This is a genomic window from Serratia sp. JKS296 (assembly GCF_900215445.1).
Classification (GTDB): domain Bacteria; phylum Pseudomonadota; class Gammaproteobacteria; order Enterobacterales; family Enterobacteriaceae; genus Serratia; species Serratia marcescens.
The window spans coordinates 489,732-503,421 of record NZ_OCMX01000001.1 but is presented as its reverse complement, the minus strand read 5'-3'; the positions used below and the strand labels follow the sequence as shown (position 1 = coordinate 503,421).

Here is a 13,690-nt window from a genome sequence, read left to right as displayed (position 1 = left end):
CGCATTCATCCGATACGATTCCTCCTTCCAGGGGCTGACTATTCTTCGCTGAACAAATCGCCGCCGTGCATGTCGATCATTTCCAACGCCTTGCCGCCGCCGCGCGCCACGCAGGTCAGCGGATCTTCCGCCACTACGACCGGGATGCCGGTTTCTTCCATCAGCAGGCGATCGAGGTTGCGCAGCAGCGCGCCGCCGCCGGTCAATACCATGCCGCGTTCGGAAATGTCGGAGGCCAATTCTGGCGGGCACTGCTCCAGCGCCACCATCACCGCGCTGACGATGCCGGTCAGCGGCTCTTGCAGGGCTTCGAGGATTTCATTGGAGTTCAGGGTAAAGCCGCGCGGTACGCCTTCGGCCAGGTTACGGCCGCGGACTTCGATTTCGCGCACTTCGTCGCCTGGATAGGCAGAACCGATTTCGTGCTTGATGCGCTCGGCGGTGGCTTCGCCGATCAGCGAGCCGTAGTTGCGGCGCACATAATTGATGATGGCTTCATCGAAGCGGTCGCCGCCGATGCGCACGGAAGAGGAGTACACCACGCCGTTCAGCGAGATCACCGCCACTTCAGTGGTACCGCCACCGATATCCACCACCATGGAGCCTGTCGCTTCGGAGACCGGCAGACCTGCGCCGATCGCCGCCGCCATCGGCTCTTCAATCAGAAACACTTCGCGCGCGCCGGCCCCTTGGGCGGATTCGCGGATCGCGCGGCGTTCAACCTGGGTCGCGCCGACCGGCACACAGACCAGCACGCGCGGGCTTGGGCGCATGAAGCTGTTGCTGTGAACCTGTTTGATAAAGTGCTGCAGCATTTTTTCGGTCACGAAGAAGTCGGCGATCACGCCGTCTTTCATCGGGCGAATAGCCGCGATGTTGCCGGGGGTGCGGCCCAGCATCTGTTTGGCGTCATGACCGACGGCCGCAACGCTCTTTGGGGAGCCGGCACGATCCTGACGAATGGCAACCACCGAAGGTTCATTCAGTACGATGCCTTGCCCTTTAACATAAATCAGGGTATTGGCGGTACCCAAGTCGATGGACAAGTCGTTGGAAAACATGCCACGAAATTTCTTAAACATAACGAAAGGATAATCCTGCAAGCTGGGGGCGGAAAATAAAATCCGCCTACTTTACCAACCACACGAAGCAGCGACAAGGCGCAAAAACGTTCTACTTCGGTGAAAAATAGTCTGTATTGTTTCTGCTCGAATGCACGGAAATTGGATGAGGCCTGAATTCCCTGAACAAAGGCTCAGTTTACCACCCTGTCAACGCACGAAACGGCGTAACACAGCTCATAAAATCTAACATATTCCCTGATTGCCGCCGATGGTAAGCACCTACCAACGCCAACCAGATAAAAGCTGACAAGAGCCTATCTCAAATAGGCGTTGTTGTCGCAGGCAGTTTGGAAAAAACTCCAAAAAGACGGTAACGAGGCCCAGATGGATCCGGCCCTCATTCTACGTCAATTTTTGTCCGTCAATCAGCTTAAACGCGATAACGACGTGAATATTTTTTACGCCCCACGTCGATAGGTTCCGGCGATGCGAAAAAGTCGCCCTGCCCGCCATGGATCCCACGCTCTTTCAGCGTCTGCCATTCGTTGCGCGTGCGTACGCCGGCGGCGAACACCTGAGCGCGCGTGCCCGCGCAGGCGCCGGTCAGGCTCTGCACGAACAGCTGGTTTTCGTCCCGCTTATCGATGCTCCGCACCAGCCCCGGGTGGAGCTTGACGATCTCCACCTGCAGCGACTTGATATAGGACGTACTGACCACGGTTAAACCCGCTTTGGACACCGCGAGACGGCAGCCCAGCCCTGACAGCAGCCTCAGCACCGGACGCAAACGGTCGATATGTTGACACACATCTGCCTCCGCAAGTTCAATCAGAATTCGCCGACGTTGGCTTTTTTCGCATTGCAACAGCGTATCGCGCAGCCAGCGCTGGAAAGAGCGCTGCAAAATCGAGTCCACGCACAGCGGAAACGCCAGCGTTTCCTCGGGCCACTGCGCCAACAAGGGAATGATGCGGCTCACCTGTTGGCGATCGTAACTCTCCGCCAAGCCGAGCTGCTGCACCAGCGGCATATATTCCGCCGGCAGCAATTCCTGGGTGCCGTCATAGATCCGGCTCATGATCTCACGATGGTGCACCTCGCCTTCCACGGTCACCGCCGGTTTCTGATACAGCCGCGGGCCACCGCGCGCCAGCACCTGTTCCAGCAGCGTGCGCCACTTGACGCTGCCGCGCCCCTTTTCCGGCACCTGGCTGTCGTACACATACCACCCGTTTTCGCCCTGCAGCGTAGCGTGGCGCGTCGCCTGCTCCGCATAGTCGATCACCTGCTCGGTGGTTTGACCGCTGCGGTACGCCACGATGCCGATGTGCAGGAAGGCCTCGCGATCGATCAGCGCCGTGGAAGGCAAGGCATCGATGGCGTTGACCAGCTGTGAAGCGATGCCGTCGGCTTCCTTCAGGGTTCGATGCGGCAACAGCACGGTAAAATCGCTGTGGAAGTAGCGTGCCAGCAGCGCCGACGGGTAGCGCATCACGAAGGTAGACAGCAGGTTGACCAGCGAATACATCAGCTCTTGCACCGCCACGCTGCCGTGCGTCTCGCGCAGGGTCTCGAAATCGGGCAGTCGCACCATCATCACGATGCCGTGCGAGCCTTCATCTTCCAGCTGAGTGGTCAATTGGTTATCGAAGAACAGGCGATTATTCAGCCCGGTTTTGGCGTCCTGCGCGGCGAAGGCGCGGATCAGCGTATCGACCCGGCTGCGCTCTTCCCGCGCTTCCGCCAGATCGGCCAGCAGGCGGTCGAGCGCGCCGCTGACGTTGGCCGGCCACTCACGCACGTCGCCCTGCATGACGTTTTCACGCTCGCCGTTCAGAATGCGCCGCGCGCGGCGTTCCAGACGATCTTCGCCGTCGGCCTGCTCACGCAGCCAGCGCAGGCTGAACAGCAAAATCACCACCATGACGACGATCGACAGCGTGACGGCGGCGGTGGATTGCAGCGTGCGCACGTCGCTGGCGAAGGGATCGAGGTAGGTGATGTGCAGCGTACTGCCCGGGTGCTGCAACAGAGTTCGCGAGACCTGACGATAGCCGTTCAGCGCATCCCAGGGCTCTTTTTTCAGCGTCGGCAATTTATAGTCGAGCAGTTGGCTGGTCCCGGCCTCTACGCGGATCGACACAATGCCGAGCGGGCGCATGACAATCGGCAACCACTTCTCCTGATCGCGCGGCGATTCATGCAACATGGCTTGATCGAGAGAGGTGGCCAGCGAATCAAAGCGGCGCTCCTGGCGATCCTGGGTAACGTAAAAGAAGCTGTATGAGCATCCCATCAGCATCAAAAACATCGCCAGCGCGACCAACAGAGTGATCAATGCAGAGAGTTTGGTGGTAAATCGCATCCCTGTGCCTTGTCCGCTATGGTTAAGTGAGTGTGCCCCTTTTGCTAAAAGGAGCCGTCCAACCCTAACAAGCCTTGCCGAGGAATAAAACCTGCAAGCGCCGTTTTTGTCCTTTATCAGGACTTGGGCCGCTTATTATGCATATAGTCAAATAAATGTGATTCAGCCATTGATAGAAAAGTGTAAACGAGAGGAAGAGTGACATGCGTGCACTGTTATTGGAACAACAAGACGACCAAACTCTGGCTCATATCAAAGATATCGGCAGCGATCGGTTGCCGGAAGGCGATGTCACCGTCGACATCAACTGGTCCAGCCTAAATTATAAGGATGCGCTGGCGATCACCGGCAAAGGCAAGATCGTGCGCAACTTCCCGATGGTGCCGGGCATCGATTTCGCCGGCACCGTGCGCCACAGCCGCGACGATCGCTTCAAAGAGGGGCAAAGCGTGGTGCTCACCGGCTGGGGCGTGGGCGAACACCACTGGGGCGGCCTGGCCGAGCAGGCGCGCGTCTCCGGTGAGTGGCTGGTGCCGCTGCCGAACGGGCTGGATGAGCGCAAGGCGATGATCATCGGCACCGCCGGCTTTACCGCCATGCTGTGCGTGATGGCGCTGGAGGAAGGCGGCGTGCACCCGGACGACGGCGATATCCTGGTCACCGGTGCCAGCGGCGGCGTGGGCAGCACCGCCATCGCCCTGCTGGCGGCGCTGGGTTACCGGGTGACCGCCATCAGCGGCCGCGACAGCAATACCGAGTACCTGAAAGCGCTCGGCGCCAAAGAGGTGATGTCGCGCGATGGCTATATCGAAACGCCGCGTCCGCTGGAGAAACAACTGTGGGCCGGCGCAGTGGACACCGTCGGCGACAAACTGCTGGCGCGGGTGCTGGCGCAGATGAACTATAACGGCACCGTCGCCGCCTGCGGCCTGGCGGGCGGTTATCAGCTGCCGACCACCGTGATGCCGTTCATTCTGCGCAACGTGCGCCTGCAGGGCGTGGATTCGGTGCATACGCCGCTGCACCGCCGCCAAACCGCCTGGGAACGGCTGGCCGGCATTTTGCCGGACAGCTTCTATCAGCAGGCCACGCATGAAATCGCCCTCGAGCAGGCGCCGGCCACCGCCGCCGCACTGCTGAACAACCAAATCACCGGCCGCACCCTGGTGAAAATCCGCTGACCTTCTCCCCCCCCGACAACGGGGGGAGTTCTCCCGCTTCTGCGAAATTTCATATTTTCCCGCGCCCCCTCGCTTCCGGCCGGCTTTAGCGCCATGCTTATTTCATGAAGACCCGTCAGCCGCTCGCGGACGGCGGGCATCAGTCGCGGAGAACATAAGCATGAACAAACACCCGAAATTAACCGAGGCCGACGTCACGCCGGAGAGCGTCTTCCACCAGCGGCGCAAGGTGCTGCAGGCGCTCGGCATCACCGCCGCTACGCTGGCGCTGCCTACCGGCGCGCAGGCGGACCTGCTGTCGTGGTTCAAGGGCAACGATCGCCCCAAGGCGCCGCCGGGCAAAGCGCTGGCATTCAGCAAACCGGCCGCCTGGCAGGCGCAGCTGGCGATGACGCCGGAAGACAAGGTGACCGGCTACAACAACTTCTATGAGTTCGGCCTCGACAAAGCCGATCCGGCCGCCAACGCCGGCGGGCTAAAGACCGAAGGCTGGAAAGTGCGCATCGATGGTGAAGTGGCGAAACCGATCACGCTGGATATCGACGATCTGATGAAGCGTTTCCCGCTGGAACAGCGCATTTACCGCATGCGCTGCGTCGAGGCCTGGTCGATGGTGGTGCCGTGGATCGGTTTCGAACTGGGCAAGCTGATCAAGCTGGCCGAACCGAACAGCAACGCGCGCTATGTGGCCTTCCAGACGCTGTACGATCCGGAGCAGATGCCCGGCCAGAAAGATCGCTTTATCGGCGGCGGCCTGAAATATCCCTACGTCGAAGGGCTGCGGCTGGACGAGGCGATGCATCCGCTGGCGCTGCTGACCGTCGGCGTATACGGCAAAACCCTTCCGCCGCAAAACGGCGCGCCGCTGCGGCTGATCACGCCGTGGAAATACGGCTTCAAAGGCATCAAGTCGATCGTGCATATCCGTTTGGTGCGCGATCAGCCGCCGACTACCTGGAACCAATCCGCGCCGAACGAGTACGGTTTTTACGCCAACGTGAATCCGCACGTCGATCATCCGCGCTGGTCGCAGGCCACCGAGCGCTTTATCGGCTCCGGCGGCATTCTCGACGTCAAACGCCAACCGACGCTGCTGTTCAACGGTTATGCCGACCAGGTAGCGTCGCTGTATCGCGGCATGGATCTGCGGGAGAATTTCTAAGTGCGCCTGACGCCTGTTCATATCAAATGGCTGAAAGCCGCCCTGCATCTGGCGGCGTTTTTGCCCTTTTTGTGGTTGGTGCTGGCAGTGGATCAAGGCTGGTTAAGCGCCGATCCGTCCAAGGACATCCAGCATTTCACCGGCAGGATGACGCTGAAACTGCTGCTGGCCACGCTGGCTATCGCCCCGCTGGCGCGCTACGCCCGGCAGCCGCTGCTGATCCGCTGTCGCCGTCTGGTGGGGCTGTGGTGCTTTGCCTGGGGCACGCTGCACCTGATAAGCTACTCCACGCTGGAGCTGGGGCTGAGCAATCTCGGCCTGCTGGGCAGCGAACTGGTGAACCGGCCCTATCTGACGCTCGGCATCCTCACCTGGCTGATCCTGCTGGCGCTGGCGGCCACGTCGACGCTGTGGGCGATGCGCAAACTGGGCGCCAAATGGCAAACGTTGCACAACTTCGTCTATCTGGCGGCGATCCTCGCCCCCATCCACTACCTGTGGTCGGTCAAAACCTTTTCTCCCCAGCCGTTCATTTACGCGCTGTTGGCGGTGGCGCTGTTGGGCCTGCGTTACAAGAAATTCCGCGCCTGGTGGCGCTGAATCCCACGGCGATACGCGTTATCGCCGTAGAAAAACGCACGCCGCCGTCGGGAACTTTTTCTGTGTTCCAGCGCTCATATTCCCGTCGCGGCCCCCCGAGTTGGTCGATTTGGGGTTGAATATCTTCGCTGATAAGACCAGTATTTAGCTGCGAATTGCTACGATATCGTTATAATGCCCGACCTTGTTTCTGTTCTCAGGGTGAATTTGCCCCTTAACAGGTGACAAATCGGTAACATCGGGTTATTTTCTACGATGATGGTTTTATTGCCGGAGATACCAGCACAATGGCGGATAAGTTTCACATTTTGCTTCTGAACGGCCCCAATCTCAATCTGCTGGGGACGCGTGAGCCGGAGAAGTACGGCAGCACGACGCTGACAGAGATTGTTAACGGATTGGAAAACCAGGCATCCGCATTGGATATTACCCTGAGCCATCTGCAGTCCAACGCCGAGCATCAGCTGATCGATCGCATCCATCAGGCGCGCGGCAACACCGATTTCATTCTGATAAACCCGGCGGCGTTCACGCACACCAGCGTGGCGTTGCGCGATGCGTTGCTGGCGGTGCAGATCCCGTTCATCGAGATCCACCTGTCCAACGTGCACGCCCGCGAACCTTTCCGCCATCACTCTTATCTCTCAGACGTAGCGGTAGGCGTGATTTGCGGCCTCGGCGCGGATGGCTACGCTTTCGCTTTACAGGCAGCGGTTAACCGTCTGTCGAAAACCCACTAATTGCTCCACAAAAAGAGTACGGAATCACACTCATGGATATTCGTAAAATCAAGAAACTGATCGAACTGGTTGAAGAATCAGGCATTTCTGAACTGGAAATCTCTGAAGGCGAAGAATCGGTTCGCATCAGCCGTGCCGCACCGGCGCAGGCTTATCCCGTCATGCAGCAGGCTTATGCGATGCCGGCACAGCAGCAGCCAGCCCTGGCTACCGCCGTTGCCACCGCGCCTGCGGCAGAAACCCCTGCAGCACCGGCAGCCGTGAGTGGCCACGTCGTTCGTTCCCCAATGGTAGGCACCTTCTACCGCACCCCAAGCCCGGACGCGAAAGCCTTCGTGGAAGTGGGCCAGAAAGTGAACGCCGGCGATACCCTGTGCATCGTTGAAGCCATGAAAATGATGAACCAGATCGAAGCGGACAAGTCCGGCGTCGTGAAAGCCATCCTGGTGGAAAACGGCCAGCCGGTCGAATATGACGAGCCGCTGGTCGTCATCGAATAACGAGGCGCCCCCATGCTTGATAAAATTGTTATCGCCAACCGAGGCGAGATCGCGCTTCGCATCCTGCGTGCCTGTAAAGAACTGGGCATCAAGACCGTTGCGGTTCACTCCGCGGCCGACCGCGATCTGAAACACGTGCTGCTGGCCGACGAGACCGTCTGCATCGGTCCTGCGCCATCGGTAAAAAGCTACCTGAACATCCCGGCCATCATCTCGGCGGCGGAAATCACCGGCGCGGTGGCGATCCACCCTGGCTACGGCTTCCTGTCCGAGAACGCCGACTTCGCCGAGCAGGTTGAACGCTCCGGTTTCATCTTCATCGGCCCGAAAGCCGAAACCATCCGCCTGATGGGCGACAAGGTTTCCGCGATCAACGCCATGAAAAAAGCCGGCGTGCCATGCGTGCCGGGCTCCGACGGCCCGCTGACCGACGACATGGATAAAAACCGTGCCTTCGCCAAGCGCATCGGTTATCCGGTGATCATCAAGGCCTCCGGCGGCGGCGGCGGTCGCGGCATGCGCGTGGTGCGCAGCGACAAAGACCTTGAGCAGTCCATCAACATGACGAAAGCGGAAGCCAAAGCGGCTTTCAACAACGACATGGTGTACATGGAAAAATACCTGGAGAATCCGCGTCACATCGAGATTCAGGTATTGGCCGACGGCCAGGGCAACGCCATCTATCTGGCCGAGCGCGACTGCTCCATGCAGCGCCGCCACCAGAAAGTGGTCGAAGAAGCGCCGGCACCGGGCATCACCAGCGAAATGCGCCGCTACATCGGCGAGCGCTGCTCGAAAGCCTGCGTGGAAATCGGCTACCGCGGTGCGGGCACCTTCGAGTTCCTGTATGAAAACGGCGAGTTCTATTTCATCGAAATGAACACCCGTATTCAGGTAGAGCACCCGGTTACCGAAATGATCACCGGCGTGGATCTGATCAAAGAGCAGCTGCGCATCGCTGCCGGTCAGCCGCTGTCGATCAAACAGGAAGAAGTGAAGATCCACGGCCACGCGGTAGAATGCCGCATCAACGCCGAAGATCCGAACACCTTCCTGCCGAGCCCGGGCAAGATCACCCGCTTCCACGCGCCAGGCGGTTTCGGCGTGCGTTGGGAATCTCATATCTACGCCGGTTATACCGTACCGCCGTACTATGACTCCATGATCGGCAAACTGATCACCTTCGGCGAAAACCGTGACGTGGCGATCGCCCGCATGAAAAACGCCCTGGCTGAACTGATCATCGACGGCATCAAAACCAACGTTGAGCTGCAGCAGAAGATCATGAACGACGAAAACTTCCAGCACGGTGGCACCAACATCCACTATCTGGAGAAGAAGCTGGGTCTGCAGGAAACTTAAGGCAGCCACGCAGCATCGTCTGACGAAAGGCCGGTTAATCACCGGCCTTTTTCTTTTCTCACGCCCGCCTGATTTTTTCATTCAATCGCGCAAAATAGAATCAAATCTTCACAGATAACTTTCTCTTCACATTTATCGAGCCCCTCCCCTACATCGCCACAAAAAACATAACACATTATTTTTAAACAAAAAATATTTAACCCATAGCTTGAAAATAAATATTAGCAAGAAAAAAACTCAACTCCTCGCATTTTTACACGCCATAAGCTTTAACAAAATTAACGTATTAATTACAAAGCTTGACCCCGATCACATCCGCTCGGTGATAGCCCGTGCTATTGTCGCCGTCGATCGAATGCAGCGCGCTCTTTTTCTCTTTTTATTTATCCTTTTTATTGACTTAGATGAGTATGTCTTAATGAGCCATGTAACTGAATACGACCGTAAGCCCGTGTTTTCCCAGTACCACCGTGCTGACATGGAAACCATAAAAAGCATTAAGGAAAACGGGATTGAGAAGCTTTTGGGCGAAGTGAAGAATTTCCGCGCCAATGAGGAAATGAACCGCTTTATTCCCGAACAGGCACGCCTGGCAGTAAGCTGGGTGCGTCTGGCGAAAAACGAAAAGCTGGATGTGCATGTTCATCCAATATCTTCGCTGTATATCATTTGTGAAGGGGAAGCGATCCTGCTGGGAGACGGCGTTGACCGCCGGGCCGTTCCAGGCGATGTCATCTGCATTCCGCCAGGCGCGGATCACGGCTTCATCGGCGCGGGCGACAACGGCTACTGGGGGCTGTCAATCCAGTTTGAGGAGCGCGGGCTCTATGAAGATCCAAGCAAGCCGCTGGTGACTTTCGATCAAGATCCCTACGCTTACTACCATCAGCTTAAAGCGCATAACGCCCGCTACATCGAGCGCTACCAGGACAACAAGATCTTTACCGCATTCGCCAAGGATAAAACGTTCTCCGAGGCGAAAAAATCCTTGTTCCTGGACTACCTGCAGATCCTGTCCGATCAGTTCCAAAAAATGGTGCTGCTGCGTAGCGCACTGTGTGAAGACGTTCGCTTCTCACGTTTCTTCAGTGAGCATCTGAAAGAAGAATTCGGCCATGACGAAGTGCTGCGCAACAGCCGCGATAACCTCCAAGTTCGCGAAGACGCGATCTTTGAAGCACTGTGCATCTGGTTCAACCACCAGATGATCACGCTGGATAATCTGGAACAGGCTATCCTGGTGCACTTTGTCATCGAAGGTTCGGCTTTCGTTTTCTATAACAACATCAAACACGTGTTCGATCCGAGCAAACAGAACCATTTCGAGGATCACTCCGAATTCGATGGCGATCATCAGGAAGTGGATAAAGCGTTCTTCAAGGGGATGACCGAAGAACAATTCCAGCGTGTCAAAGCCGTACTCGATAAAGGGTGGAGCATGGTTGAGAAGCAGTATGCAAGACTGGCCGAACTGATCGAAGCATAAGCCGGGCAGGTCATCAGGAGCGGTCATGAAAATTGTTTTATTGGGATTCGGCGGCATTGGGCAAGAGACGCTAAACGCGCTGTTAAGTACGACCGAGCGACGTGGCAGCGTCAATGAAGTCGTGATCATCTGCCGAAATACCGAAAAGTATTCAGCCGTTTGCGAAGATATTCTTGATGGCCTGCTGGCGGAAGCGCTCTTCTCACGCCATAACCGAACGTCTTTACCCAAGATTGTTGTGACGGATGACTACCGCCACATCGAGGGGGCTGGCGTGATCCTCTGTTGCTATGGCGTGCCTTCAACCTTTCCGATGCATGACCGCCAGGCGTTGCTGGACGATCACGTACGGCTCAGCGAGGCCATTTTTAGCCGAGCCAAACCCTTCATTGCTCCCGGCTGTCACATCATCAATGCGGTCAATCCGGTGGATAGCATCAGCTATTACATCGATAAAATCCTGCTCGACTCTCGCTGCCGGGTGATAGGTATCGGCGCCGCGCACAATACCGCCAGGCTGCTGAAAAGCATCTGCCGCATTTCCGGGATCGACATGCAGCGCATCGACACGCGTAGCCTGACAGTCTGCGGCGAGCACGGCGCCGGGTTGGTGCCCTTGCTCAGCCAGGTAACAACCGACGAGGGACCGCTGAACCAGGTACTTTCGGCACAGGCGCTGGCGCAAATCGTCACCGATACCCGCAATCAAGGGTTGGACATATTTCACAAAATGCGGCGCCCTCCTAAATATGGCCCGTCCGCCTCCATTCTTATCTTGCTTGAGCGCATCATCCAACGGGACGAAACCCCCTGCTGCGGTTCGGTCTGGCTGCCGGAACTGGGCGTGTTCATGTCCTGGCCGCTGGCTCTGCGCGACGACGTCTTTACGCCGCTGTCGCTGATGCCCAATCAGGATGAACAACAACAAATCCACCAGGCGGCGCTCAAGTTAAAAAACATCATCCAAGGTTTTAGCTGATGACGACCGATCAAACCAGACAGACTTTCCGCGATCTCTACATGCCGTTACGCCCTGAGTATCGTTTTCTTTCGCCACTGTACGGGGTGCTCTGGTGCAACAACGAACTCGCGGAAAAGTATTACCGTTTTCTTGGCGCCGATCACCCGATCGGCCAGGTGGCGCGCGCGTTGTTCTACCGTACTGACCTGGTCGAGTTTGACGTAAGCAAAGAGGTGAAGAACCCGTTCACCTGGTTTTCCCCCTCTACCCTTGCACGGCTGGTGGCTTTCATGAGCAGCCAGCGTTTCACCGACAATGATATCGCCTCGTTATATCAGCATGTACGAGATGAAACGGACTTTCACGCTGCCATTGAGCAGCAACATCGGCTTTCTGTGCAAATACGCCGGCTTTGCGACAGCGTGCTGCAACAGTTCGAGGACACAAAAGCGCAGATCGCGGCCGCAGAACGCGAAGCGCTCTCCCTCGGCGCCCATTTGAAAGCGCAAGAAAAAGCGCTGAACCAGATCCTGCAACAGGCGGAAAATGCCGCCAAAGCGCAGCCGTCACGGATCCCGCCACTTCGAACCGCGATCGCCGCGCTAAAAGCCGGTAAAAAAGCGCTGGGCAAGAGCGCTGCGGAAAATAAAGAGGCGCAACTGTTGGCGCTCAATGCCGAAATCACCGAGCTGGAAGCACGCGTGAATGCGGCGCAGCAAGAAGCCGTGCATCAAGCCGGCCTGTTCCCCGCCTGGCAAAACGCGCAGGCCGCCGTCGAACATGCCCGCCAGCAAAAAGATGAAGCCACCTTGCGCGCCAGCATGCTGGCGGAAAGTTTTACCGAAAGCACCGTCGCACGGCTGCAAACTGAGGGATTCAGCGCCGACTTCATTGCATTGCATCTGCCTTTCAACAAGTATCACCGCTATCTGCCGCGACGTGTGCAGGATTACGTCGGTATCCACTGTGCAGATCGCGACAGCTTGCTGGCCGAGTTGCACAATTTATGTCGTTTACTGATCGCGGCCAGCCGCACCGCCGGGCACGACAGAGAGGTGTTTCATTTGCTCAACGCGGCGCTGTGGCTGAAATGCAAGGGTAACTTCGGCAAGTTGACCGCCTACATGCAGCAACTGCGGGAGCTGAGCGGGGAGCTGTTCGGCGAAACGGCGACGGGCGAGACGCACTTCCCCGATCGCTGCCATGACTACTACGATCGCGAAGTGTACGGCCGCTATTTTCCGCCGCTGTGCATCACCAAAACCTGCCGCCCCGCGCCGGATTCTGACGTCTCGTTCTCAGATTGCGGGGAGAGTTCGCTGCGCAACTTCATCAATGTCCTGGTGAAAAACCAAGCAAGCGCGCAGCTTGACGCCGGAATACTCAAACGCAGCGGCCTGGCTGTCGATCCGCGCGTCATCGCGTTCTATGAAAAAAACCCTCGTTTGGAAACGATCAGAAGCCAGGAAGTACATAACCAGTGGGCTGAGATTGCCTCATCACTCAATGCACGCGACAGCCGAATCAAATACCTGACGCCAGGCAAAGACGCCTATTGCGAGTTGGCCGCCGGCGGTAACAACATGCAGCATATGCTGCAAGCGCTATTGGGCGAAGCTGATATCGCCACCATTTGCCGCCGAATCGCCTCCTCTTCCGGCATCGATATTCGTTGCGATCTCAGCGAATTCCACCCGGAACGGCACGATCTGGAAGACTTCACCAACGTTGTTCGCCTCGAATTCGACGGCAAATATGTCTTTCACTGGTATTTCCTCAAACAGCATTTCCGCTGCGCTTCGGCAGATCTGTTCAACGAAGAGGAAAATTATGTACGCCAGGCACTCGCCATGCTGAATGACGAGATGAAACAGGGCCGTCTGAATCGCGACCAGTTCCGCGCACTGCTCAGTTTCCATCTGAAAGAGAAGCCCGTGGCGCAAGTCAAAATGATATTCGACAGCCTTGGCGCTACCCTCGTCGGAGATGAAATGACGTTCTTGATGTTGGGTAAATTGAACTCCGTCGATTCCATGTTTGAATACTGCATGAACGTTCTGGCGATTCCAACGCTGGCGCATAGCGCGCCAGTCTCGGCGACTGTCGCCGCGATTATTCAAGGCATCAGCCCGCATCCGGTTATCTTCGATCAGCGGAAAAATCTCATCGCGAGGATTAGAGAGGCCGGAGTGACGCCGTTACTCACTCTGGCTAACCGATGGGAAAAGGAAAGTTTGGAAAAGGTGTAATACACTCGGTTCAACAGACG

At 57.2% G+C, this 13,690-nt stretch carries 11 protein-coding genes; 9 read left to right on the top strand and 2 right to left on the bottom strand.

Annotated features, from left to right (window positions below):
* Nucleotides 1-38 precede the first annotated feature (38 nt).
* Both mreB and csrD read right to left on the bottom strand, forming a co-directional pair.
* Complete coding sequence (mreB, locus tag CRO23_RS02405) at nt 39-1,082, bottom strand: rod shape-determining protein MreB (protein WP_003855260.1); 1,044 nt, start codon at nt 1,080-1,082, stop codon at nt 39-41.
* Between the two features lie 412 nt (nt 1,083-1,494).
* Entirely contained in the window at nt 1,495-3,429 is a 1,935-nt protein-coding gene (gene csrD, locus CRO23_RS02400) for an RNase E specificity factor CsrD (RefSeq protein WP_016930238.1), read from the bottom strand.
* Between the two features lie 203 nt (nt 3,430-3,632).
* On the opposite strand from csrD, the gene acuI reads away from it, so the two are divergent.
* The 9 genes from acuI (at nt 3,633) to CRO23_RS02355 (ending at nt 13,670) form a co-directional block, all read left to right on the top strand.
* On the top strand, nt 3,633-4,610 hold the full coding sequence (acuI, locus tag CRO23_RS02395; protein WP_016930239.1) for an acrylyl-CoA reductase (NADPH): 978 nt from the start codon (nt 3,633-3,635) through the stop codon (nt 4,608-4,610).
* 160 nt (nt 4,611-4,770) lie between these two features.
* Nucleotides 4,771-5,772 (top strand): protein-methionine-sulfoxide reductase catalytic subunit MsrP, encoded by a 1,002-nt coding sequence (gene msrP, locus CRO23_RS02390; RefSeq protein ID WP_097101328.1) that lies wholly within the window; start codon nt 4,771-4,773, stop codon nt 5,770-5,772.
* A complete protein-coding gene (gene msrQ / locus CRO23_RS02385) occupies nt 5,773-6,372 on the top strand; it encodes a protein-methionine-sulfoxide reductase heme-binding subunit MsrQ (protein WP_097101326.1) in 600 nt (199 codons plus the stop codon).
* 287 nt (nt 6,373-6,659) lie between these two features.
* Nucleotides 6,660-7,112 (top strand): type II 3-dehydroquinate dehydratase, encoded by a 453-nt coding sequence (gene aroQ, locus CRO23_RS02380; protein ID WP_004936891.1) that lies wholly within the window; start codon nt 6,660-6,662, stop codon nt 7,110-7,112.
* Between the two features lie 32 nt (nt 7,113-7,144).
* Nucleotides 7,145-7,612 carry an acetyl-CoA carboxylase biotin carboxyl carrier protein gene (accB, locus tag CRO23_RS02375; RefSeq protein WP_004936889.1) on the top strand — a complete coding sequence of 156 codons (468 nt, stop codon included), beginning with the start codon at nt 7,145-7,147 and terminating at the stop codon, nt 7,610-7,612.
* Between the two features lie 12 nt (nt 7,613-7,624).
* Complete coding sequence (gene accC / locus CRO23_RS02370; RefSeq protein WP_004936886.1) at nt 7,625-8,974, top strand: acetyl-CoA carboxylase biotin carboxylase subunit; 1,350 nt, start codon at nt 7,625-7,627, stop codon at nt 8,972-8,974.
* Between the two features lie 208 nt (nt 8,975-9,182).
* Nucleotides 9,183-10,460 carry a cupin domain-containing protein gene (locus CRO23_RS02365; protein WP_228988441.1) on the top strand — a complete coding sequence of 426 codons (1,278 nt, stop codon included), beginning with the start codon at nt 9,183-9,185 and terminating at the stop codon, nt 10,458-10,460.
* A 25-nt stretch (nt 10,461-10,485) separates the two neighbouring features.
* Nucleotides 10,486-11,439, top strand: a complete 954-nt coding sequence (locus CRO23_RS02360) for a lactate/malate family dehydrogenase (RefSeq protein ID WP_049299916.1) — start codon at nt 10,486-10,488, stop codon at nt 11,437-11,439.
* Nucleotides 11,439-13,670 carry a cell envelope integrity protein TolA gene (locus tag CRO23_RS02355; protein ID WP_097101324.1) on the top strand — a complete coding sequence of 744 codons (2,232 nt, stop codon included), beginning with the start codon at nt 11,439-11,441 and terminating at the stop codon, nt 13,668-13,670. Before CRO23_RS02360 ends, CRO23_RS02355 begins: the two co-directional genes overlap by 1 nt.
* The last annotated feature ends 20 nt before the right edge of the window (nt 13,671-13,690 follow it).

Coding starts and splice junctions, on each gene's coding strand:
- mreB (WP_003855260.1), bottom strand. CDS start 1,082: ATGTTTAAGAAATTTCGTGGCATGTTTTCCAACGACTTGTCCATCGAC.
- csrD (WP_016930238.1), bottom strand. CDS start 3,429: ATGCGATTTACCACCAAACTCTCTGCATTGATCACTCTGTTGGTCGCG.
- acuI (WP_016930239.1), top strand. CDS start 3,633: ATGCGTGCACTGTTATTGGAACAACAAGACGACCAAACTCTGGCTCAT.
- msrP (WP_097101328.1), top strand. CDS start 4,771: ATGAACAAACACCCGAAATTAACCGAGGCCGACGTCACGCCGGAGAGC.
- aroQ (WP_004936891.1), top strand. CDS start 6,660: ATGGCGGATAAGTTTCACATTTTGCTTCTGAACGGCCCCAATCTCAAT.
- accB (WP_004936889.1), top strand. CDS start 7,145: ATGGATATTCGTAAAATCAAGAAACTGATCGAACTGGTTGAAGAATCA.
- accC (WP_004936886.1), top strand. CDS start 7,625: ATGCTTGATAAAATTGTTATCGCCAACCGAGGCGAGATCGCGCTTCGC.
- CRO23_RS02360 (WP_049299916.1), top strand. CDS start 10,486: ATGAAAATTGTTTTATTGGGATTCGGCGGCATTGGGCAAGAGACGCTA.
- CRO23_RS02355 (WP_097101324.1), top strand. CDS start 11,439: ATGACGACCGATCAAACCAGACAGACTTTCCGCGATCTCTACATGCCG.